Origin of the sequence: Streptomyces lavendofoliae (genome assembly GCF_014649735.1) — a bacterium.
Taxonomy (GTDB): domain Bacteria; phylum Actinomycetota; class Actinomycetes; order Streptomycetales; family Streptomycetaceae; genus Streptomyces; species Streptomyces lavendofoliae.
Map to the genome: position 1 here is coordinate 138,279 of NZ_BMTP01000010.1, position 20,870 is coordinate 159,148.

Sequence of the window (20,870 nt, forward strand, 5' to 3'; positions counted from 1 at the left end):
GCGAGAGCGGAACGGCAGGGGGTTAGCATATGAGCGCCGCCTAGCTCGAAAGATAAACCTGTGACTGTCAACGACGACTCGTTCACCAACTGGAAGAACCGCGAGGAGATCGCGGAGTCGATGATCCCGATCATCGGGAAGCTGCACCGCGAGCGGGACGTCACCGTCCTGCTGCACAGCCGCTCCCTGGTGAACAAGTCGGTGGTCAGCATCCTCAAGACCCACCGGTTCGCTCGGCAGATAGCCGGCGAGGAGCTCTCGGTCACCGAGACCCTGCCGTTCCTCCAGGCCCTCACCGCGCTGGATCTCGGCCCTTCCCAGATCGACATCGGCATGCTCGCCGCGACGTACAAGACCGACGACCGCGGTCTGTCGGTGGAGGACTTCACCGCCGACGCCGTCGCCGGGGCCATGGGCGCCAACAAGATCGAGCGCCGCGAGGGACGCGACGTCGTCCTCTACGGCTTCGGCCGCATCGGCCGCCTGGTCGCCCGCCTCCTCATCGAGAAGGCCGGTTCCGGCAACGGCCTGCGCCTGCGCGCCATCGTCGTGCGCGGTGGTGGCGAGCAGGACCTGGTGAAGCGCGCCTCGCTGCTGCGCCGTGACTCGATCCACGGTCAGTTCCAGGGCACCATCACCGTCGACGAGGCGACCAGCACGATCGTCGCCAACGGCAACGCGATCAAGGTGATCTACGCGAACGACCCGTCCGAGGTCGACTACACCGCGTACGGCATCAAGGACGCGATCCTCATCGACAACACCGGCAAGTGGCGTGACCGCGCGGGCCTGTCGAAGCACCTGCGCCCCGGCATCGACAAGGTCGTCCTGACCGCCCCGGGCAAGGGCGACGTCCCCAACATCGTGCACGGCGTCAACCACGACACCATCAAGCCGGACGAGCGGGTCCTGTCCTGCGCCTCCTGCACCACCAACGCCATCGTCCCGCCGCTGAAGGCGATGGACGACGAGTACGGCGTCCTGCGCGGTCACGTCGAGACCGTCCACTCGTTCACGAACGACCAGAACCTGCTGGACAACTACCACAAGGCCGACCGTCGCGGTCGCTCGGCGCCGCTCAACATGGTGATCACCGAGACCGGTGCCGCCTCCGCCGTCGCCAAGGCCCTGCCCGACCTGAAGGCGCCGATCACCGGCAGCTCGATCCGCGTCCCCGTACCGGACGTCTCGATCGCCATCCTGAGCCTGCGCCTGGGCCGTGAGACCACCCGCGACGAGGTCCTCGAATACCTTCGCGACGTCTCGCTGCACTCGCCGCTCAAGCGCCAGATCGACTTCACCACCGCCCCCGACGCGGTCTCCATGGACTTCGTCGGCTCGCGTCACGCCTCGATCGTCGATGCCGGCGCCACCAAGGTCGACGGCGACAACGCCATCCTCTACCTCTGGTACGACAACGAGTTCGGCTACTCCTGCCAGGTCATCCGCGTCGTCCAGCACGTGTCCGGGGTGGAGTACCCGACCTTCCCGGCCCCCGCGGTCTGATCCGTCCGGATCACCGAAGGCCCCGGCCCGCAGACGCGGACCGGGGCCTTGCGGCGTCCCGGGGGCGGACGGCCGGGCGGGTCAGGCCGCCGACGGCGTGTAGTGGGCGGCGTCGTCACCCTCCACCGTGCGACTGCGGCCGCCGTCGACGCCCACCGGTACGTCCCCGGCGACCGTGACGCGGTGCAGCAGGCGCGGCAGGTCGCCGTAGTCGTCGGGGGCGTAGTGCTGGGTGACCCGGTTGTCGAACAGCACCAGGTCGCCCGGGTTCCAGGCGATCCGTACGACGTTCTCGGGCCGGATCACGTAGGACTGGAGCAGCCTCAGCAGGTCACGGGACTCGGCCGGACCGAATCCGAGGAGGCTCTGCGCGAACCCCCCGATGAACAGGCCCCGCTCCCCGCTCTCCGGGTGGACGCGCACCACCGGGTGGGCGGTCCGGTACCGGCGTGACACGAACCGCCTGCGGTGCTCGGCCGCCTTCTCGTTCCTCGGCTCCGCGTAGTCGTGGGCGTTGGTGTGGACCGCCCACAGCCGGTCGGCGAGCTCCCGCAGGGGCTCGGGCAGGTCCCGGTACGCGGCGGCAGCGTTGGCGATCAGTGTGTCGCCCCCGTACGGCGGGACGACCAGGGCGCGCAGGGTGGACGCCTTCGGGGGAGTGCGGACGAAGGTGACGTCCGTGTGCCAGTGGTTCGCCCTGATGCCCTCGTCCCCGTCGACGGGCAGGATGTTCGGCTGCCCGTCGACCGACGGGACGGTGGGGTGGGCGGTGGTCAGCTCCCCGAAGAGGGACGCGAAGCGCAACTGCCCGGCGTCGTCGAGGTGCTGGTTCCGGAAGACGAGCGCCTTGTGCTCCCGCAGCGCGGCGTCGACCGCGTGGACCGTCCCGGGGCTCAGCTCGCCGGCCAGGTCCAGGCCGCGGACCTCGGCGCCGATGCGCCCGCCGATGCGGCGGATCTCGACACCGCCCGGTGTGCTCGGAGTGCTCGGTGTGTCCCGTGTGCCGGGTGTGCTCGCCGTTCTCGGAACGGCGGACGCGGCGGGGGTCGTGGTCGTCATGGGGCTGTCCTCTCGTCGGTCGGGTCGATGGCCCGGATGAGGCGGGGTGGGCGGGTGGGGTCGGGGGGAAGGGGGGGGCCGGCCGCGCCCGTGCGTCAGACGGCCAAGGGCTCGTGGGCACGGGCGGCTGGCCTGGCCAGTCCGTAGTGCTCGCGCAGGGTGTGTCCGGCGTACTCGGTGCGGAACAGGCCGCGAGCCTGGAGGACGGGGACGACCTGGTCGACGAAGTGGTCGAGCCCGCGGGGCAGGTGGGGCGGCATGATGTTGAAGCCGTCGGCGGCTCCCCGGGTGAACCACTCCTGGAGTTCGTCGGCGATCTGCTCGGGAGTACCCGCCACCACGCGGTGGCCGCGCCCGCCCCCGAGCCGGGCGATCAGTTCCCGCAGGGTGAGTCCCTCCCGGCGGCCGAGGTCCGCGACGAGCGCGAAGCGGCTCCTGTTGCCGTTGATGTCCCGCTCGTCCGGCAGGTCGGGCAGCGGTCCGTCCAGCGGCAGGCCGGTCAGGTCGGTGCCGAGCATTCCGGACAGCTGCGCCAGTCCGTACTCGGGCACCTGAAGCTCGGTCAACTCCCTTTCGAGGGCTCGGGCCTCCGCCTCGGTGGAGCCGATGACGGGGCAGATGCCGGGCAGGATGCGCACCGCGTCCTGCGCCCGCCCGTACCGCGCCAGCCGGGCGCGCAGGTCCGCGGCGAACGCCCGCGCGCCGGACAGGGTCTGCTGCGCGGTGAAGACCGCCTCCGCGTGGCGTGCCGCGAACTCCTTGCCGTCCTCCGAGGAACCCGCCTGCACCAGCAGCGGGCGGCCCTGCGGGGACCGGGGCACGTTGAGGGGGCCGCGCACCCGGAAGTGGGTACCCCGGTGGTCGATGGGCCGGACCTTGTCGGGGTCCGCGTACACCCCGGCCGCCCGGTCCAGGACGATCGCGTCGTCGTCCCAGCTGTCCCACAGCTTCACCGCGACATCGACGAACTCCCGTGCCCGCTCGTACCGCAGGCCGTGTTCCAGGTGCTCGTCGCGGCCGAAGTTGCGGGCCTCGTCGGCCGAGCCCGAGGTCACGATGTTCCATCCCGCCCGGCCGCCGCTGAGGTGGTCGAGGGAGGCGAACGCCCGGGCCGTGGGATACGGCTCGTTGAACGTGGTCGAGACGGTGGCGATGAGCCCGATGTGCCGGGTGGCGGTGGCGAGCGCCGCCAGCAGCGTCAGCGGCTCGAAGCCTCCCAGCGCGTTGTACCGGACGTCGCCCCACAGGGCCAGTCCGTCGGCGAGGAACACCGAGTCCAGCAAGCCGCGTTCGGCGGTCCTGGCCAGCTCCTGGAAGTACGCCGGGTCGGTGACGCGTTCGGGCGAGGTGGACGGGTGCCGCCAGGCGGCGTCGTGGTGGCCGGCGTTCATGAGGAAGGCGTTGAGGTGCAGCTGGCGGGGCGGTGGTGTCGGGGGCACGGTGGTGTCCTTCGGGGGTGCTGGGGCGGGAGGCGCGGGGGAGTCCGCGGCAGGCCGGTGGGGCCGTGGCCCGGCGGGTCCATGGGCGCCCATCGGGCGTTCGGCGGGGCGTTCTCGGGGCCGAGGCGGCCGGTGGGGCCGGTGGGGCCGGTGTGCGGAAGCGGTCGGGGCGGGGCGGCGCGGCGGTCAGCCGCCGACCGGTGACCGCCACGCGCCGATCCGGCGTTCCAGGGCGACGAGGAACTGGTTGAAGGCGACGCCGATCGCGGAGATCGTGATGATCCCGGCGTACATCTGGGGGATGGCGAAGTTGTACTGCGAGGCGTTGATCAGGTAACCGAGCCCCGCCTTCGCACCGATCATCTCGGCCGCCACCAGGACCAGGACGGACACCGCCCCGGCCAGCCTGATGCCGGTGAACACCGAGGGCACGGAGGCCGGCAGGATCACCTTCTGGAACAGCCGCGCCGGCGGCAGGTCCAGCGACCGGGCCAGCCGCAGCAGTGTCGGGTCCACGGTCCGGACGGCGCTGATGGTGCTGAGCAGCACCGGCCAGGCGCAGGCGTACACGACGATCGAGATCTTGGACGTCTCGCCGATGCCGAGCAGCAGTACGAACACCGGCAGCAGCGCCAGCGCGGCGGTGTTGCGGAACACCTCCAGCAGCGGCCCGAGGAGATCGGCCACGCGGCGGTACCAGCCGATCAGCAGGCCCAGGGGCACCGCGACGCCCACCGCGATCCCGAACCCGGTGAGGGAACGGCTCAGGCTGGCCAGCGTGTGGTCGGCGAGCTGCCCGTCGGCGGCCAGCCGCCACCACGCCACGGCGACCTCGCTGAAGGGCGGCAGGAACGTGCGGTCCACCAGCTCCAGCCGGGGAGCGGTCTCCCACAGCACCAGCAGGGCCACGATCGCGACGGATCGGACGCCTGCCCTGACGGCCCCGTACGCCGCCCTGCGGGCGGTCGACCGCAGCCTCCCGCCGAGTGACGGGGCATGGCCGGCCGGCGGCGCGACCGGGCCCTTGCGGACGGACGGTGCCGGGCCGGGGCCATCCGCGGCTGCGGCGGCGCCGGTGGTGGCGGAACCGGGGCGGGTACGGGGGGCGCCCGAACCCGTGCCGGTGCCGGTGGCGATGTCGGTCACGGAACTCATAGGACGGCCTCCTGCCTTTCCTCCTGCTGGGCCCTGGACACCTCGTCGCGCAGCAGGGACCAGATCCGGTGCCGGTACCGCGCGAACCCGGGACTGGACCGCGGGTCGTCGCCGCTCGTCGGGGCGGGCAGGTCGATGGGGACGACCTCCTTGACGCGGCCGGGCCGCGAGGTCATCACCGCCACCCGCTGCCCCAGGTGGACGGCTTCGTCGATGCCGTGGGTGATGAACACGATCGTCTTGCCGGTGCGCTGCCAGATCCGCAGCAGCTCGTCCTGGAGGGACTCCCGGGTCTGAGCGTCCAGCGCCGCGAACGGCTCGTCCATCAGCAGGACGTCCGGGTCGTACGCCAGGCTGCGGGCGATCGCGACCCGCTGGCGCATGCCGCCCGACAGTTCGTGCGGATGGCGTCCCTCGAAGCCCGCCAGGCCCACCAGGTCCAGGAACTCGCGGGCCCGCGCCGCCCGTTCGCGCCGGGGCACGCCGATGGCCTCCAGCCCGAACTCGACGTTGCCCTGGGCGGTGCGCCAGGGGAGCAGGGCGTACTGCTGGAAGACGATGCCGCGGTCGAGGCCGGGGCCGGTGACCGGCGCCCCGTCCAGCAGGATGCTGCCGGAGGTGGGGCGGGTCAGGCCCCCGAGCAGGTCCAGCAGGGTCGACTTGCCGCAGCCGCTGGGGCCCACGACGACGAGGAACTCCCCGGCCCCCACCGTCAGGCCGATGCCGTCGAGGGCGGTGGCCACCGTCCGGGTGCCGTCCTCGGCCTTGACGGGGAACTCCTTGCGTACGTCCCGGAGCACGATCCTGGCGGTGTGCTCCGTTGTGTGCGCGGTCTCCCGCTCGGTCGTGTGCTCGGCCATGGTCCTCACCTCCCGCTCGCCGTCGCCGTCGCCGGCGCCGTCGCCGTGGCGGGCGAGGCGGTGGCGGAGGCGTTGAAGTCGTTGGTGTACAGGGCGCCGAGCCGTACCCGGTCGCGCTCGATGTCACCGCGCTCCGCCAGCCAGTCGACCCAGAGCCCCAGCTCCTCGCCGGTGATGCGTCCGCCGGGCTCGGCCACGCCGTACGACTTCCAGTACCGCAGGGCGGCGAGGTCCTCGTTGCGCCGGCGCTTGCGCACGATCCGCGTCATCCGGGCGACCACCTCCTCGCGCGGCGTGTCGCGGGACCAGTCCAGCGCCCGGCCCACCCCGGTGACGAACGTCCGTACGGTGCCGGGGTTCTGCCGGAGGAAGCGCTCGGTCATGACGTACGTCCCGGCGCTGAACGAGCCCAGGAGCCGGTGGTCGGTGAACAACTGGCGCAGGCCGCCCGTCGCCAGCGCCTTGTCCCGCAGCACGCCGCTCAGCACGGCGACGTCGATCTGCTTCTGGCGCAGGGTCTGCTCGGTGTTCACCGGTGGGACGACCAGGGCCTCGACCTTGTCGGCGTCCGCCGCCGACAGGCCGCCGCGCCGGAGATAGATGTCCAGCATGGCCTCGGAGTGCGCGCCGAGGGTGTTCATGCCGACCTTCTTGCCGATCAGGTCGCGGGCGGACCGGATCGGGCTGTCGGCGCGTACGTAGTAGCCGCTGTACGCCTGCTCGTCGGAGCCGTAGTAGCTGATGACCGCCTTGATGGGCGCGCCGCCTGCGGCGAGCTTCACCACCGCGCCGTTGAAGGCGCCGCCGAAGTCGGTCTGGCCGGTGGCGGCCGACTGGATGTCCTGCGGACCGCTGATGGTGTTGCCCACCCACTCCAGCTCGACGTCCTCCAGGTAGCCGAGGTCCTGCGCCAGTTCGGCGGGGGTGACCTGGCCGGTCCAGCCCTGGTAGCGGAGCTTCCTGGTGCCGCCCCCGGCGGACGGGCCGCCGCCCACGGCCGTGCCGCAGCCGACCGTGACCGCCGAGAGACCGAGCAGGGCGAGGAAACGGCGCCGGTTGACCGGGGGCGGGGACAGCGTGCTCATGGGAACGTCCTGTTCGAAGGTGCGGGGCTGCGCGCGGCCGGGTACGGCCACGCGGTCGTCGCCGTGGGGACGGAAAAGGGAGGAAGGGGGAGCGCGCGCCGGCGCCACCGTGCGGGCTGCGCGGCCGGATCAGGGACCGCAAGCGGGGGCGGCGGGGGCGTGAGGAACGGGCGGGTCGGGGCGGTCGGGCCCCGCGGGCGCCTAACAGCCGCAGAGGTCGAACGCACAGAGGGCGCCTGCGTACCGTCGGAGATCGACGTGCCGCCGCGCGGAGAAGTTCGCTGACTGGCTCACGTCCACGACGCTGGCAGGGGGCGCCGGACGCGTCAATGCGGGCAACGGGCCCGTCTCACGTTGTGCACGCACCGCCATGTGCCCGCAGTGCGCCGTTCACACGACGCCGCGGCCGACGGGGTACCGGGGCGGCGTCAGCGGTCCCGTCACGGTCCGGCCGGGCGAGCCGCCCCGGGCCCTGACCGCTCGCCCCTGCCCCCGGCCCCCGGCCCCCGGCCGCTCACCGCGCCTCCGGCTCCGCCTGCTGGCCCGCCGGGGGCGACAGGCGCGGGGCCGGCGGCGGCGTGCCGGCGCCCTTCCGGCGGCTGCTTCCGGCGACGCCGCGACCGGGAGGTGCTTCGCCACCGCGAAGGGCCTCGCGGCGGTGGCGGCACCCGCGACGGACGGCGTCCTCGGCACCCTGGCCGAGCTGCTGCGGGACGACGACGCCCTGGTGCGGGGGCCGCCGACGAGCGGAAGGCGAGGAGCCACCGCACTGTCCGCCACACGCCAGATGAGCGATGAACCGCCCGCGGGGCACCCGAATGCCCCGGCGCGTCACCCCGATGACGCGCACCCGGACCACGATTCGCGGCGTTAGGGGGAACATGACCGCAGCGCAGCTGATCATCCCCTTCCCCCGGAACCCCGCCGGAGGCGGGGGACTTCCCGCTCACGAACCACCGTGCCGGGAACCCCGGACGGGACCGTGATGTACGAGTCATCCAGCCGCTTCCACCAGCCCCAGGAACCGGGCCGACCGATCCACGGCCACGACGACGAGGCGGCCGGCCGCCCGGCGGCCGCCTCGTTCGACGCCCTGGACGACACCGCCTGGGACGAGGAACTGGCACATCTCCTGTGGGAGTCAGACCCGGCCCGGGACCGGGAAGGCCCACCCGCCACCGTCCTCGCCGGCACCCCGGCGACGTACGGCGACGCTCACCCCATGGCGGGGCTCCAGCAGATCACCGCCGAACTCGCCCCGCTGCGCCACCCCTTGCCGAGCCACCGCCGGACGCCGCCGAAGAGGCAGGCCGTCACCCTCCTGCGCGGCGGGAGCCTCCTCATCGCGGCGCTCACCGCCGTCATCGCCCCCATGGTCAGCGTCTACGGCGGCATGGTCACCTACGAACCCCTGCTGCGCAACGCCGTCCGGCCCGGTGCCTCCGCCGGTGTGGTCCGGTGGTGGCCCCTCCTGGTGCACGGCCCGTGGCTGGTCGCGTCCCTCTCCATCCTCGGCGCGGCGTTCCACCGCCGGCGCGCCACCCACTCGTGGTCCGCCGTCCTGCTCTTCTCGACCATCGCCATGATGCTGTGCGTCGCGCAGGCGCCGAGGACCCCGCTCGACGCGACCGCCGCCGCGCTGCCCGCCGTGGCCGCCCTGGCCTGCTTCCAGCAGCTCGTACGGCAGATCACCCTGACGAGACCGCCCCGGCGGACCACGCCCCGCCACCGCGACGCGACGCCTCCGCCCCGGCAGCCCGGACCACCCGGCCGGACACCTCCGGCCGGTGCGGCGGCCCCGGGCCACGGGGGCGCAACATCCGGCCGGTGACCGGTCATCGCCTCCCCCGCGCACCGTCGGCACCTACCGCCAGGCGCACCGCGCGGAGCTCTCCGCCCCCGCCGTAACCGCCCCCGGCCATGGACGCCCCGGCGCCCGCCGGCGCGTACCGCGCCCCCGCGCCCGCCCCGGCGCCGCCGCCCGTACCAGACGGGGCGCCGGCCACCGGCCATCACCAGCCATGGGCGCCCGGAACGCGTCCGCCGAAACGGCCGGGAAGTGGGGCTCGCCCGTCTGGTACAACGGCACGGAGTCGGCCGTGCCGTGGACCTTCTCGCTGCACACCTCCACCGGCTGGTCGAGCCGGATGGGCGTGTCCTTCACCTCGGGCCTCGGCACGGGCGGGCCCAGTCCCGTGCAGACCAGCGTCAGCCTCACCATCTCCGGCCAGATCAGCTACGACCTGCGCCAGGACCTCGGCAACAGCCTGCTGATCACCGTGCCCTCACGGCACTACGGCTGGGTGGCGCTCTCCGAGCTGGCGACGAAGGTGTCCGGCGAGTGGACCTTCGACGCGAACGGCTTCCCCTGGAAGGTGACGGACACCGTCACCGTCCCGCTGAAGAGCGACGACCAGGGCCGGTCCAGCATCTACCTGGCCCGGACCAGCCCCGAGTTCACCTCCTGCCAGTCCTGACCGCCGGTGCCGAACCGCCGACGACCCACCTCTGACACCGCTGAACCATCCCTGAACGCCCGCGCCGCGCGGCGGGGGGCCCGGACGGCCAGGCAGCCGCCCGGGCCCCTTCAGGGCCATTCGTTTGGATCACTCCCGAAACAGGGAGTGATCCAGCTTGAGGAACTCGCGCCTTCGAGGCACTGGAAGACGACGATGGACGGCCGGTCGAGGCGTCACGCTCGGTGGTTCATACCCTGGCCTCACAGGTCACTCACCCGGCCGGGGGAGAGAGATCGTTCCGGCGGCCGACGCCACGGGGCCGCACTCGATGCGACGTTCAGGACATGACCAGTGCTGAACGGACGACGAAGGCGCCCTGGAGCGCCTGGTGGCAGCGATGGCCGCGCTGGGTGGCCCGGGCGACGACATTGTGGGCGGTGCTGTACGCCGGCTTCGGCCTGGCGTGCGCGATGAGCGGGACCCGCTTGCTGCACCACGGCGGTGAGTCGGGGGCCTTGGTGCCGGGTTGGGCGGTCGCGTCGGTGGGTGGGCTGGCGGCGCTGGTCAGTGGGGCGGTGGTGCGGTACGGGCCGCGGCCGGCGCTGCGGGTGCTGCTCTGGCTGGTCTGCGCCCTGGCAGGGATTACCGCGTTCAGCCTGCTGATGGATGTGATCACGCTGATGTTCGGTCAGGGAGTGGACAGCGGGGCTTCCGCTGCGAACAAGGCCCTCGCGGCGGTCGGGGCGGTCCTGCTTGCGGCCACGGCCCGGTCCGGCCGGCTGTTCGCCGGTACTGCCGTGCGAGCGCCGTCCACCGCACCGCGACTCGTCCGACTCGCCGCCTGGGCGGGGACGGTGGCCTTTGTCCCGTACGCGGCGATGAAGATGGTCTGGGCGCTCGGCGGGACGTTCGCGGGGATCACCGGTGAGGAGATGCTCGCGGTATCGGAGCGGAACGGCGCCTCGGGGATCTTCCTCACCTTGGAGTCCTGGGGCTTGGACCCCACGGTGCTGCTGGCCGTGCTCGGCGTCTTCCTGCTCTGGGGTCTGGTCCGCCCGTGGGGGCAGGTCTTCCCACGCTGGACGCTGTTCCTGCGCGGCCGACGGGTGCCGCGCTGGCTCCCGCTCGCCCCGGCTCTGCTCGGCGCTGCCACGCTCGCCCCGTACGGCGTTGTGGGGGTCGGATACTTGGCCCTGGTCACGTCCGGCGCGGCGACGATGCGGCGCGGTGACTTCCACTCCTTGGGCGACGCGCTGCTGGTCGGCTGGGTCGGGATGACCGCCTTCGCTGTGTACGGTATCGCCCTGACCATCGCCGCCCGCTCGTACTGGCTTCGGACGCGTCCCGCCTGCCGGTGAGTGTCGACACAGAGTGGGTATGGCCCGCGTTCGCGTTTCTCGACCGCGAGGACGGCCCCGCACCAGGCCGGATCTGGCCCTGGCCGACAAGGCGTACTCCTCCCGCGCGAACCCGCGAGCACCTGCGCGGGCGCGGTATCCGCCCCGTGATCAGCCCCCGTGGTCCGCTCGGTGATCCACGCAACGGCCTAGGATCGATCCCGCCCGTCCCGAGGGGGCGGTCGTCCGGTGAGCGGGCGTCCGGCCGATGCGCCGGCGCCGGGAGGAGCAGCGTGTCCGAGCCGTTTTCCGTCACCGTCGTGGTGCGCGGGTACGAGACCGATACCCAAGGTCATCTGAACCAGGCAGTCTACCTCCAGTACGCGGAACACGCACGCTGGTCCATGCTCCAGGCGGGCGGCATCCGCCAGGCGGACCTGCTGGAGAGGAACCTGGGACCGGTGGCGCTGGAGGTGACGGTGCGGTACCGGCGGGAGCTGCGCGCGGGCGACGAGACCGAGGTGACCTGCGTCTTCGTCTGGGGCGAGGGCAAGACCTTCCGCATCGAGCAGATTATCCGGATGGCGGACGGCACCGTGGCCGCCGAAGTGTCGGGCGTCGGCGGTCTGATGGACCTGAGGCGGCGCAAGCTGGTCGCCGACCCGCGTGAGCACTTCAGGGCCCTGGCGAAGGCACCGGAGGTCTTCGGCCTCTGATCGCACTCGGCGCGGGGCCCCGCCCGGTGCGGGCTCCTCGGCGCACCCGCCGCGGACCGGGACGTTCAGCCGCCCCACGGCGGCGTTCCGGCTACGGGACCTCCCCGACGGCGTCCCGTCACCCGCCCGGCGCCCCGCCCGGCCCCGACGGGACGATGTGGAGACGGCCGGCTCCGGGGCCATGGGCGACGGGGTCGCCGGGGTGCTGGAAGTGGACCGCCACGGGGGCGCCCCGGCGGTACGCGTCGGGCCCCGCCCGGCGGTACGCCGCCATGTCGTCCGGCAGCGCGGCGAGCGGGAACCGATCCATCCCGCCGCACAGATGCGGTTCGCGGATCACGGCCTCGAGGAAGAAACCGACGCGGGTGTCACCGCCCGGGGCCCGGTGATGGACCGTCACGGCCGCGCGCACGGCGGCCCGGTCGATGCGCACGCCGGTCTCCTCCAGGCTCTCGCGGATCACGGCGTCGACCACGTCCTCGTGGGGCCCGTCGAGGTGTCCCTAGGCAGGTGGAGCAGCCCGGAGGCGTACACCGGGCCGGCGCGGCGGGACAGCAGCACCTCGTCGCCAACGGCGCCGGGACGCCGCAGGACGAGGTGGACGTCGACGGGGGCGCGGTGAAGCGGCGGCGACCGTGGGCGCCCGGCTGCCCCGGCACCGGCCCCGGACCCGGCGGCGGAACGTGCGGCGGCGGTGTCGCCGGCCGGTTGGTCATCGTCTCCCTCCCCGGCCCGACGGGCGGTGGACCCAGCCGAGTTCGGTGTACGCGCGACCGCGGGCGATGCCGTCGATCGCGGCCCGGGTGTAGGGCACCGTCGCCTCGGGCAGGGCGTGGAGCGGCCACCACCGCCAGGCGGTGCACCGGTCCGGCTCCAGCAGCCGGGGCTCGCCGCGCCACCGGACGGCGCGGAAGAACAGCTGGACGCGCGGGACGGCGCCCGGTGCCTGGAGGAGGTGCACCGTGTGGACGAGCGTGAGGTCCTCCTCGGCGACGACCAGACCGGTCTCCTCACCGGCTTCCCGCACCACGCAGGCGCGCGCCGACTCCTGCTCGACATGGCCGGCGGGCACGTGCCACTCCTCCGCGCCGAACGCCACGGCCGGGCCGCGCAAACCGAGCAGCACGGTCCCGTCCCGCTCCGCGTAGAGGTGACCGCCCACGAGGTGGGAAGTCCGGGTCGGGGGCGCGGCCCCTGCCCGCCCGGGGCGCCGGTCCTCGCGCATGGCATCACCGTCTTCCGCCGGCCGCTCGGGCGGCACGGCCATCGATGGCACTGGTACTCCGTCAACCGCGCCACGGTCCCCTCGGTAACGGCCCCTCCGGGACGGCCTGACACCCGGTGCGCGCGGATCCGTCCCGGGCGCCGTCCCGGTGACCCCGCGTGCCGGTGTCGCCGTGCGGATTCGGGATATTGATACGGGGGAAAGGCAGCGGGAGGAGAACCGGAGCGAAGGAGGGGGGAGTTCGGATGAGTGGCGACGGCACGGCTTCCCTGGAGGCCGAGAGACCGGACCGGACGGTGGACCGGACCCCGGGACGGCAGCGCCCGCCCGTGGCCGCCCCCGGGTATTCCGCCTCGAAGACCTACACCGACCTCCACGACGCCATCGGATCGGCGAGGGACTTCACCGCTGCCTTCCTGCTGGCGGAGGTGCACCGGCGCCGGGGCATACGCCCGCGGACCGTCGAGGACGCCAGACTGGTGGTCAGCGAGCTGGTCACCAATGTCGTCAGGCACGCCGCGGGTCCCTGCCGGGTCGACCTCCACCTCACCGCCGGGACACTGGAGATCGCCGTGTCCGACGCGGACGAGGTGATCCCCGTGGCCCACGCGCAGGACCCGGCCAGGGTGGGACAGCACGGGCTCGAGATCGTCCTCGCCCTGTGCCGGAGCGTGCACGTGGAGCCGATACCTTCGGGGAAACGTGTGCGGGCGCGCCTCGCGGTGGACTGACACCGGTCGCGTCGTCGGACGGTGGGGAGTGCGGGACCGGGTACCCCCGCGCGGGTACCGAGCGCAGGAGCGAGGAGGAAGCGGGAAATGGAGCAGTCCGGGCTGCGGGTGCGCGTCGAGGTGCGTCCGGTCGGCGTCGGGGTCGTCACCATCGGTGGCGAACTGGACTACGACGGGGTGGCCCTTCTGGGGAACGCGATCGGATCGCTGCGTGATCAGGGCGTGCACTGCCTGCTGCTGGACCTGTCCGGCATGACGTTCATGGACTCCTCCGGCGTCAACGCCTTCCTGCTCGCCCAGCGGGCCTCCCGCGCCCAGGGCGGCTGGGTGCGGTTGGCGAACCCCCAGCCGTCGGTGCTCAGAGTCATCGAGCTCGTCGGTCTCGGCGAGGCCATCCCCCTGTACGCCACGGTCGGCGAGGCGCTGGCGGCCTGACCGGAGCGGCAGACCTGCGTGGAACAACCGCGGCAGGGAATGCGGAGCTTCGTCCGTACCGACCCGGGTCCGCGGCCGGCCCCCAGGGCGGCCGGAGGACCCAAGAGCCCGTGGAGCCGTCAATGAGCGTCAGTGACCCCGTAAGAACCGTCGTCCCGGACGCACCGGTGGGCGTCCAGGAGCAGAAGCAACGACTGCGCCGCCGCCTGGAACGACTGATCGGCGCCGCGGCCACCGAGGGCAACGAGCTGGTCCGCCTGCGCAACGGCGACGAGATCTTCCCCGCGATGCTGCGGGCCATCCGCGGCGCGGAGCACACCATCGACATGATGACCTTCGTCTACTGGCGGGGGGACATAGCCCGCGAATTCGCCGCGGCGCTCGCCGACCGGGCCCGGGCAGGCGTGCGCGTACGGCTGCTGCTCGACGGCTTCGGCGCCCGCCGGATCGAGAGCGGCCTGCTCGACGACATGAACGCCGCCGGTGTGCACGTGGCCTGGTTCCGCAAGCCCCTGTGGCTCTCCCCGCTCAAGCAGAACCACCGCTGCCACCGCAAGGCCCTGATCATCGACGAGCACACCGCCTTCACCGGCGGCGTCGGCATCGCCGAGGAATGGTGCGGGGACGCCCGCAACCCCCGCGAGTGGCGGGACACCCACGTCCAGGTGCGCGGCCCGGCCGTCGACGGCGTGGCCGCCGCCTTCGCCCAGAACTGGGCGGAGTGCCACACGGAGCTGTACGACTCCCGCGACCGCTTCACCGAGCACTCCCAGCACGGCAGCGCGGTCGTGCAGGTGGTCCGGGGCTCCGCCAGCATCGGCTGGCAGGACATGCAGACACTCATCCGCGTCATGCTCACCTCCGCGCAGAAGCGCTTCCGGTTGGCCACCGCCTACTTCGCCCCCGACCAGTACTTCGTCGACCTGCTCTGCGCCACCGCCCGGCGCGGCGTCACCGTGCAGATCCTGCTGCCCGGCGAGTACACCGACCAGCGGGCCAGCCAGCTGGCCGGGCAGCGCCACTACAGCGCCCTGCTCGCGGCCGGCGTCGACATCCGCCAGTACCGGCCCACCATGATGCACGCCAAGATCATCACCGTCGACGAGGTGGCGTCCCTCATCGGGTCCACCAACTTCAACCGGCGCTCCATGGACCACGACGAAGAGGTGATGCTCGCCGTGCTCGACGAGACGTTCACCGCCACCCTCGACCAGGACTTCGACGAGGACCTCGCCGTCAGCACGCCCCTCACCCTCAGCCGCTGGAGCAAGCGCTCCCTGCTCCACCGCGCCCTGGAGGCGGCGGTCAGCCCCATCCGCCGCTTCCTGTGAGAACCCCGCCCGGACCGGCCGGAAAAATATGGGGAATGAGATGCGTGGAACGGGGTAAGCGCTGATCACTGGCTTGCCAGATGATCAATGAGACGTGTGTACGTGGGAGGGGACAGGGCGATGACGACTGCTGTGGCCATGGGAGCGGAGACCCGAGCCGGTGTCACGGAGCTGCCGGAGGTGGACGCGCCGGAGAGTCTCGCACCCAAGGACGCGCGTGCCCTGTCCAGATTGTTCTTCGACAAGCTGGCCGTCCTCGAGGAGGGCACGCCGGAGCACCAGTACGCCCGCAACACCCTCATCGAGATGAACATGTCGCTGGTCCGCTACGCCGCCGGCAGGTTCCGCGGCCGTGGCGACCAGATGGAAGACATCGTCCAGGTGGGCATGATCGGGCTGATCAAGGCGATCGACCGGTTCGAGCTCTCCCGGGAGGTCGAGTTCCCCACCTTCGCCGTGCCGTACATCGTCGGCGAGATCAAGCGGTTCTTCCGCGACACCTCGTGGGCCGTGCACGTGCCGCGACGCCTCCAGGAGGCGCGCGTCGAACTGGCGAAGGCGACCGAGGAACTCAGCACCCGGCTCGGCCGCGCCCCCAAGGTCGGCGAACTGGCCGCCCTGATGAGCCTCTCCGAGGACGAGGTCATCGAGGCCCGGCTGGCCTCCAACGGCTACAACTCCACCTCCCTCGACGCGGCGATCACCAACGCCGACGACGATGACACGGCGCTGGCCGACTTCATCGGCGCGGAGGACCCGGGCATGGAACTGGTGGAGAACTTCCAGTCCCTGGCCCCGCTCATCGGCCGGCTCGACGACCGTGACCGCCGCATCCTGCACCTGCGCTTCGTCGAGGAGCTCACCCAGGCGGAGATCGGCGAACAGCTCGGCGTCTCCCAGATGCACGTCTCGCGCCTGCTGAACCGCATGCTCGGCCGGCTCCGTGAGGGAATGCTCGCCACCGACTGAGCCGGACCTCGCGGGCCGGCCCACACGGCCCGCGCCGGCCCGCCCGTCGTGGCGGAGACCGGCGGAAGGGTGCCATGGGAACCGCCGTACACGTACCACAGACCAGGGACATGCTCGGCGAAGAGCTGTCGGGTGACGAGGCCTTCGCCGCCCTGCGGCGCTACGGCGGCCGCAAACTGGTCACCGACTCCTTCACCCGCTTCCGCTACGCGGACGGGTTCAGCTTCGCCCGGAGCCTCGGCTACCAGGTGGTGCTCGGCATCGTGCCGTTCACCATCGCCCTCGTCGGCATCACGACGACCATGCACACCGAGGGCTTCGGGCGGGCCATCGAGTCCGCCCTGTCCCAGATCGTGCCCGGCCTCAGCGGGGACGTGGTGCGCCAGGTGCTCGCCGACACCCGGCGCAGCGCCGGCGGCGACGCGGCCGGCGCCCTGGCCATGTGGCTCGGCCTGGGCTTCGCGATCGTCAACCTCGCGTCGGCGATGGGCCAGATCGAACGCGGCTGCAACCGCATCTACGGCATCGAGCGCGACCGCCCGTTCGCCGTGAAGTACGCCAGGGGCGCCCTCCTCGCCCTGGGCGCCGGCCTCCCGCTCGGCGGCGGGTTCCTCGCCATCGTCGCCGGGGAGGAGATCGGCCAGGCCGTGGTCCAGGCACTGCACTGGCCGCGGTCCCTGCTCACCTGGTGGGGCTGGCTCCACCTGCCGGCCGGGATCGTCCTCGCCGCGCTGGCCTCGGCCGTCATCTTCCGGTGGGCGCCCCGACGCGTCCAGCCGGGGTACACCTGGCTCATCTTCGGATCGGGTGTGCATCTGACCCTGTGGGTGGGCGCGACGGGCCTGTTGGCCCTCTACATCAACGAGAGCGGATCGTTCGGTGCCGTCTACGGCCCGCTGAGCGCGTTCGTCGCCCTGCTGCTGTGGGCGAACGTGACCGGCGCCGCGCTGTTCCTCGGCATCGCGTTCGCCGCGCAGCTCGAAGCGGCCCGGGCGGGCGCCACGGAACCCGTCCACCCCGACCCCGGACCCGGCCGCTGAGCCGACGGGGCGGTCGCGACGGGGCGGAGACACGACGGGGCGCGGCCGGACGCCCGCCGGTGGCACGCCTCAGGCGGTGTCGGCGGTGTCGGCGGCGTCGGTCGACGCCGGTCCGTCCCCGCCCGGCTCCCGCGCCGTCCCGCTCGGCTCGATGGCGTGGCGGAAGCCGCTGAGGCCCGCGGTGAGGGCGGCGCGCAGCGCCGGGGGCATCGCGTCGATGACGTCGAGGAGTGCGGCCTCGCGCCGGGCCCGCAGGTCCATGAGGTGCTTGCGGCCACGGCTGGACAGCCGCAGCTCCACCTCCCTGCGGCTGGCGCTGCTGGGGGAGCGCTCGATGTACCCGAGGGCGTCGAGGCGGTCGCACATCCGGCTGACGGAGGGCGGTGCCGAGCCCAGGACCTCCCCGAGGGTCCGCAGGTTGATCGGTTCGTCGCGGTCCAGGATGTAGAGCACCCGGAGCTGCGAGGAGGACACCGGAGCCGGCGAGGTCATGTCGCGGCCCTTGTTCCAGAGCACCTCGAGCAGCTCGATGACCTCCCGCGCGGCGTGCGCGGCGGCGTCCCGGTCGTCGTCCGTGGGAGTGTCGAAGTGCGTGTTGCCCAGGGTGAGACCCTGCAACGGCCTTGTCCGGCGCTGAGACATGGGCCCTCCTCGATACTGCCGATCAACAACCTCGTACCTGCGAAGTCCCCGCCGGCGGCCGGGGACGCCACGGGCACCGGGCCAGCCTAAGCCCCATGCCCGCGCGGACGCCCCGGTCGCGGCGCGGAGCTCCCGGCGGTCCGTCCGGTCCGTCCGGTCGTGTCCGTGCCCGGCCGGGGACGGACAGGCCGTGACGTCACCGGCCGGACACGGACCGGACGGCCGCGCGGCGGCGGGTCACACCACCCGGATACCGATGAGACAGGTGTCGTCGTCGGTGTCCGACTTGCTGTGCGTGAGCAGACCGTCGAGCCGCTGCTCGAGCGTGGTCGTCGGTATACGCGCGTTGGTGAGCAGCTGGGCCAGGGAGTCCTGGACCGACTCGTCCCGGCGTTCCACCAGACCGTCCGTGTACATCAGCAGGGTGTCGCCGGGAGCCATCTCCAGCTCCTCCTCCTCGTAGGAGGTCTCCGACACCGCGCCCAGCAGGATACCGCTGACCGTGCGCAGCGTGGTCGCCTTCTGTCCCCGGATGAGCACGGGCGGCAGGTGACCCGCCCTCGCCCAGCGCAGGGTGCCCTTGTGCGGGTCGTACAGACCGCACACGGCCGTCGCGGTGACGGGCTCGGTGAGGTAGTGGGCCACCAGGTTCAGCCAGGACAGCAACTGGGCGGGTCCGGCGCCGGTGATGGCGAGACCGCGCATCGCGTTGCGCAGCACCACCATGCTCGTGGCGGCCTCTATGCCGTGCCCGGCCACGTCCCCCACGCACAGCATGACCTGCTTGGAGGGGAGGACGACGGCGTCGTACCAGTCACCGCCGACCATGGACTCCGACTCCGCCGGCCGGTACCGCACGGCGATCTGCAGCCCCGGGCTGTCCAGCGGCGCCTGGGTGGGCGGCATGATGGCGTGCTGCAACTGAAGGGTCAGCCGGTTGCGTTCGGCGGCCTGCTGCTCGGTCTGCGCGAGCTGATCGCGCGTCGCCGCCAGCGCCACCTCGGTCCAGTGCTGCGCGGAGATGTCCTGGTAGGCGCCGCGCACCGCCAGCAGTCTCTGGTCGGCGTCCAGGACCGGCTCGGCGATCACCCGGATGTGGCGGGTCACGCCGTCCGGGCGCTGCAGCCGGAAGGCCGCCGACGCCGCCCGCCGGTGGTGCAGCACCGACCGCAGGAAGCGCCCGATGGCCACGGCGTCGTCCGGGTGGGCGTGCGCCGCCAGCTCTTCGAGGGGCACCGGCCGCGCGCTGCGGGGACGGCCGTACAGGTCGAACAGCTGGTCGTTCCACACGATCTGGCCGGTGGCGACGGTCTCCTCGAAGCCACCGATCCTGCCGAGGCGCTGGGCGTGCTGGAGGAGGCTCGCCAGCCGCGCCGCGTCGTCCTCGACGCGCCAGATGAGCAGCACGCTGCTGCCGTGCCGGCTGGCGCTGATGTCGGCCACGGCGTCCAGCGGCACCTGGTCGACCAGGGCGGTCAGCGTCATCCGCCGGGCGCGGAACGGCTCACCGGTCGCGTACACGCGCTCGATCTTCTCGAACAGCCCACTGCCGCCCAGGGCCATGGGGTATGCCTCGAGCAGCAGCGCCCCGTTCACGGCACTCCGCGGCCGGCCGGCCGGATCGACGAAGTGGCTGTTGACGTGGTGGATGCGGAAGTCGCCGAGCCGGCCGTCGGGCCCCAGGAAGGGGGTCAGGACCAGCGCCGGGTCGTACAGGCCCTCGGCCAGGTCGACCAGTTCGGACAAGTCCTGCGTGGTCGCCCAGGTGTCCGCCGCGGGGGAGAGCGCGGCGCCGGGCCGGCCCTCGAGGGTGTGGGCGCACAGCTCGGCCAGGGCCTCGATCTGCCGCTCGATCTGCGGCGGCTGCGGCTCCAGGCGGCCGGGCCAGCAGATCTCCAGGATGCCGTGCACGCGGCCCCCGGTGCCCGCCGGGACGGCGACGCGTCCGCCGCCCGGGTTCTGGGTCCAGCCGATGGAGGGCAGCCCCAGCGCGGACTGCGTGGAGGCGTGTACGGCCTGCCGCTCGCTCAGCGCCTGGCGGGCCAGGGTGGACACGCCCGGTGGTACGTAGCGCCAGCGGACGGCCTCGTCCGCCGGGAAGCCGGCGTGCCCCGCCAGGGTCAGCGAGGCGTCGGAACCCGCTGTCCACACGGCCACCGCGACGGCCCCCAGGGGGGTCAGGGCGTGGTCGAGCAGGGACTCGGCGACCGCCTGGGTGTCGTCCGCCGCCAGCGCGCCGCTCTCGGCCGTGCGCAGGCGCACGCCCACCGAGGCGGCGTCCGCGTCGTCGTCCTCCGCGGTGCTCGCCCCGCCGCTGGTCCGCCGGACGAATCCGGTGGCGATCTCGGTGACGTGATCCCGCGCAGCCTGGTTGACGATGTCCGCCGCCAGCTCCAGCCGCGAGACCCCCGACTCCTCGGCGAGCGCCGCCAGCTGCTGGGCGGCCACCGTGGGACCGCACCGGAGCCGCTCGATCAGGACACCCTTGGCCAGCTCGATCAGGGCGCGTCCGTCCGCCGCCGCCTGCGCGGCCCGGATCTCGCTGCGCAGCCGCTCCACCGTCGCGGCCAGTCTGCCGACCCCGGTGGTCTCCCGCGCGGGAGGGACCGCCACCACGTCGCCGGCGACCTCCGCCGGGAGCAGGGCGTCGTGTGCCGGCTCCCGGCCGGAGGGGATGACCGCGGAGGACGGGACGGCCTCGGTCACCTGGTCCGTGTCCGGCACGCCGCCGGACCGGACGGGCAGGTGGACCCCGGACGCGTCCGGCCGGCCGGACGGCGGCGCCCCACCCTCGTGGGCGGGCTGCCCGGGGTGCTCAGGAGTGCTCATGGTGGTGCTGACTCCTCGGTCGGAGGCGGACGGCGGGGATGCGGGAGGTGCC

At 72.9% G+C, this 20,870-nt stretch carries 20 protein-coding genes and 1 pseudogene; 11 read left to right on the plus strand and 10 right to left on the minus strand.

Going from position 1 to position 20,870, the window contains the following annotated elements:
• The first annotated feature begins 60 nt into the window (after nucleotides 1-60).
• Nucleotides 61-1,506: a glyceraldehyde-3-phosphate dehydrogenase gene (locus IE109_RS19905; protein WP_189552279.1), complete on the plus strand. Its 1,446-nt coding sequence runs from the start codon at nucleotides 61-63 to the stop codon at nucleotides 1,504-1,506.
• A gap of 81 nt (nucleotides 1,507-1,587) precedes the next feature.
• On the opposite strand, the gene IE109_RS19910 is transcribed toward IE109_RS19905, so the two are convergent.
• The 6 genes from IE109_RS19910 to IE109_RS34055 form a co-directional block, all read right to left on the minus strand.
• Nucleotides 1,588-2,565 carry a TauD/TfdA dioxygenase family protein gene (locus IE109_RS19910; protein ID WP_189552280.1) on the minus strand — a complete coding sequence of 326 codons (978 nt, stop codon included), beginning with the start codon at nucleotides 2,563-2,565 and terminating at the stop codon, nucleotides 1,588-1,590.
• Between the two features lie 95 nt (nucleotides 2,566-2,660).
• A complete protein-coding gene (locus IE109_RS19915) occupies nucleotides 2,661-4,004 on the minus strand; it encodes an LLM class flavin-dependent oxidoreductase (protein WP_268251478.1) in 1,344 nt (447 codons plus the stop codon).
• Between the two features lie 186 nt (nucleotides 4,005-4,190).
• Entirely contained in the window at nucleotides 4,191-5,159 is a 969-nt protein-coding gene (locus IE109_RS19920; RefSeq protein ID WP_229891277.1) for an ABC transporter permease, read from the minus strand.
• Nucleotides 5,156-6,019, minus strand: coding sequence for an ABC transporter ATP-binding protein (locus tag IE109_RS19925; protein ID WP_189552281.1), 864 nt, complete (start codon nucleotides 6,017-6,019; stop codon nucleotides 5,156-5,158). The genes IE109_RS19920 and IE109_RS19925 overlap by 4 nt, the downstream gene beginning before the upstream one ends.
• Nucleotides 6,020-6,024: 5 nt before the next feature.
• On the minus strand, nucleotides 6,025-7,104 hold the full coding sequence (locus IE109_RS19930) for an ABC transporter substrate-binding protein (RefSeq protein ID WP_189552282.1): 1,080 nt from the start codon (nucleotides 7,102-7,104) through the stop codon (nucleotides 6,025-6,027).
• Nucleotides 7,105-7,305: 201 nt separating this feature from the next.
• Nucleotides 7,306-7,476 (minus strand): putative leader peptide, encoded by a 171-nt coding sequence (locus IE109_RS34055; RefSeq protein ID WP_373297737.1) that lies wholly within the window; start codon nucleotides 7,474-7,476, stop codon nucleotides 7,306-7,308.
• A gap of 613 nt (nucleotides 7,477-8,089) precedes the next feature.
• Here IE109_RS34055 and IE109_RS19935 point away from each other — a divergent pair.
• The 5 genes and pseudogenes from IE109_RS19935 (at nucleotide 8,090) to IE109_RS19955 (ending at nucleotide 11,616) form a co-directional block, all read left to right on the plus strand.
• Complete coding sequence (locus IE109_RS19935; protein ID WP_229891279.1) at nucleotides 8,090-8,935, plus strand: DUF2637 domain-containing protein; 846 nt, start codon at nucleotides 8,090-8,092, stop codon at nucleotides 8,933-8,935.
• Nucleotides 8,936-9,125: 190 nt separating this feature from the next.
• Nucleotides 9,126-9,581: a hypothetical protein gene (locus tag IE109_RS19940; RefSeq protein WP_189552283.1), complete on the plus strand. Its 456-nt coding sequence runs from the start codon at nucleotides 9,126-9,128 to the stop codon at nucleotides 9,579-9,581.
• Nucleotides 9,582-9,907: 326 nt separating this feature from the next.
• Nucleotides 9,908-10,921: a hypothetical protein gene (locus tag IE109_RS19945; protein ID WP_229891281.1), complete on the plus strand. Its 1,014-nt coding sequence runs from the start codon at nucleotides 9,908-9,910 to the stop codon at nucleotides 10,919-10,921.
• A gap of 19 nt (nucleotides 10,922-10,940) precedes the next feature.
• Nucleotides 10,941-11,155: pseudogene (locus IE109_RS34060) on the plus strand (IS5/IS1182 family transposase); the annotation flags it as partial.
• 38 nt (nucleotides 11,156-11,193) lie between these two features.
• The gene (locus tag IE109_RS19955; protein WP_189552403.1) at nucleotides 11,194-11,616 is read left to right on the plus strand and encodes an acyl-CoA thioesterase; all 423 of its coding nucleotides are present in this window, start codon (nucleotides 11,194-11,196) and stop codon (nucleotides 11,614-11,616) included.
• Nucleotides 11,617-11,734: 118 nt separating this feature from the next.
• On the opposite strand, the gene IE109_RS19960 is transcribed toward IE109_RS19955, so the two are convergent.
• Both IE109_RS19960 and IE109_RS19965 read right to left on the minus strand, forming a co-directional pair.
• Complete coding sequence (locus IE109_RS19960; RefSeq protein WP_229891282.1) at nucleotides 11,735-12,091, minus strand: NUDIX hydrolase; 357 nt, start codon at nucleotides 12,089-12,091, stop codon at nucleotides 11,735-11,737.
• Nucleotides 12,092-12,328: 237 nt separating this feature from the next.
• A complete protein-coding gene (locus IE109_RS19965) occupies nucleotides 12,329-12,841 on the minus strand; it encodes an NUDIX hydrolase (RefSeq protein WP_189552285.1) in 513 nt (170 codons plus the stop codon).
• Nucleotides 12,842-13,086: 245 nt separating this feature from the next.
• Between IE109_RS19965 and IE109_RS19970 the strand changes: the two genes are divergently transcribed.
• From IE109_RS19970 to IE109_RS19990, 5 genes are all read left to right on the plus strand, one after another.
• Nucleotides 13,087-13,572 (plus strand): ATP-binding protein, encoded by a 486-nt coding sequence (locus IE109_RS19970; RefSeq protein WP_229891284.1) that lies wholly within the window; start codon nucleotides 13,087-13,089, stop codon nucleotides 13,570-13,572.
• An 87-nt stretch (nucleotides 13,573-13,659) separates the two neighbouring features.
• Complete coding sequence (locus IE109_RS19975) at nucleotides 13,660-14,007, plus strand: STAS domain-containing protein (RefSeq protein WP_189552286.1); 348 nt, start codon at nucleotides 13,660-13,662, stop codon at nucleotides 14,005-14,007.
• A 122-nt stretch (nucleotides 14,008-14,129) separates the two neighbouring features.
• Entirely contained in the window at nucleotides 14,130-15,338 is a 1,209-nt protein-coding gene (locus tag IE109_RS19980) for a phospholipase D-like domain-containing protein (protein WP_189552287.1), read from the plus strand.
• Nucleotides 15,339-15,458: 120 nt separating this feature from the next.
• On the plus strand, nucleotides 15,459-16,307 hold the full coding sequence (locus IE109_RS19985; RefSeq protein ID WP_189552288.1) for an RNA polymerase sigma factor SigF: 849 nt from the start codon (nucleotides 15,459-15,461) through the stop codon (nucleotides 16,305-16,307).
• A 74-nt stretch (nucleotides 16,308-16,381) separates the two neighbouring features.
• Nucleotides 16,382-17,347: a YihY/virulence factor BrkB family protein gene (locus tag IE109_RS19990; protein WP_189552289.1), complete on the plus strand. Its 966-nt coding sequence runs from the start codon at nucleotides 16,382-16,384 to the stop codon at nucleotides 17,345-17,347.
• 69 nt (nucleotides 17,348-17,416) lie between these two features.
• On the opposite strand, the gene IE109_RS19995 is transcribed toward IE109_RS19990, so the two are convergent.
• Nucleotides 17,417-17,989 (minus strand): MarR family winged helix-turn-helix transcriptional regulator, encoded by a 573-nt coding sequence (locus IE109_RS19995; protein ID WP_189552290.1) that lies wholly within the window; start codon nucleotides 17,987-17,989, stop codon nucleotides 17,417-17,419.
• A 237-nt stretch (nucleotides 17,990-18,226) separates the two neighbouring features.
• On the minus strand, nucleotides 18,227-20,818 hold the full coding sequence (locus tag IE109_RS20000; protein ID WP_189552291.1) for a GAF domain-containing SpoIIE family protein phosphatase: 2,592 nt from the start codon (nucleotides 20,816-20,818) through the stop codon (nucleotides 18,227-18,229).
• Between the last annotated feature and the right edge of the window lie 52 nt (nucleotides 20,819-20,870).

Bases quoted from the DNA above. Each gene is read 5' to 3' on its own strand.
- IE109_RS19940 (WP_189552283.1), top strand. From the start codon at position 9,126: ATGGGCGCCCGGAACGCGTCCGCCGAAACGGCCGGGAAGTGGGGCTCG.
- IE109_RS19910 (WP_189552280.1), bottom strand. From the start codon at position 2,565: ATGACGACCACGACCCCCGCCGCGTCCGCCGTTCCGAGAACGGCGAGC.
- IE109_RS19925 (WP_189552281.1), bottom strand. From the start codon at position 6,019: ATGGCCGAGCACACGACCGAGCGGGAGACCGCGCACACAACGGAGCAC.
- IE109_RS19965 (WP_189552285.1), bottom strand. From the start codon at position 12,841: ATGCGCGAGGACCGGCGCCCCGGGCGGGCAGGGGCCGCGCCCCCGACC.
- IE109_RS19970 (WP_229891284.1), top strand. From the start codon at position 13,087: ATGAGTGGCGACGGCACGGCTTCCCTGGAGGCCGAGAGACCGGACCGG.
- IE109_RS34055 (WP_373297737.1), bottom strand. From the start codon at position 7,476: ATGGCGGTGCGTGCACAACGTGAGACGGGCCCGTTGCCCGCATTGACG.
- IE109_RS19980 (WP_189552287.1), top strand. From the start codon at position 14,130: ATGAGCGTCAGTGACCCCGTAAGAACCGTCGTCCCGGACGCACCGGTG.
- IE109_RS19920 (WP_229891277.1), bottom strand. From the start codon at position 5,159: ATGAGTTCCGTGACCGACATCGCCACCGGCACCGGCACGGGTTCGGGC.
- IE109_RS19985 (WP_189552288.1), top strand. From the start codon at position 15,459: ATGACGACTGCTGTGGCCATGGGAGCGGAGACCCGAGCCGGTGTCACG.
- IE109_RS19930 (WP_189552282.1), bottom strand. From the start codon at position 7,104: ATGAGCACGCTGTCCCCGCCCCCGGTCAACCGGCGCCGTTTCCTCGCC.
- IE109_RS19990 (WP_189552289.1), top strand. From the start codon at position 16,382: ATGGGAACCGCCGTACACGTACCACAGACCAGGGACATGCTCGGCGAA.
- IE109_RS19975 (WP_189552286.1), top strand. From the start codon at position 13,660: ATGGAGCAGTCCGGGCTGCGGGTGCGCGTCGAGGTGCGTCCGGTCGGC.
- IE109_RS19995 (WP_189552290.1), bottom strand. From the start codon at position 17,989: ATGTCTCAGCGCCGGACAAGGCCGTTGCAGGGTCTCACCCTGGGCAAC.
- IE109_RS19945 (WP_229891281.1), top strand. From the start codon at position 9,908: ATGACCAGTGCTGAACGGACGACGAAGGCGCCCTGGAGCGCCTGGTGG.
- IE109_RS19935 (WP_229891279.1), top strand. From the start codon at position 8,090: ATGTACGAGTCATCCAGCCGCTTCCACCAGCCCCAGGAACCGGGCCGA.
- IE109_RS20000 (WP_189552291.1), bottom strand. From the start codon at position 20,818: ATGAGCACTCCTGAGCACCCCGGGCAGCCCGCCCACGAGGGTGGGGCG.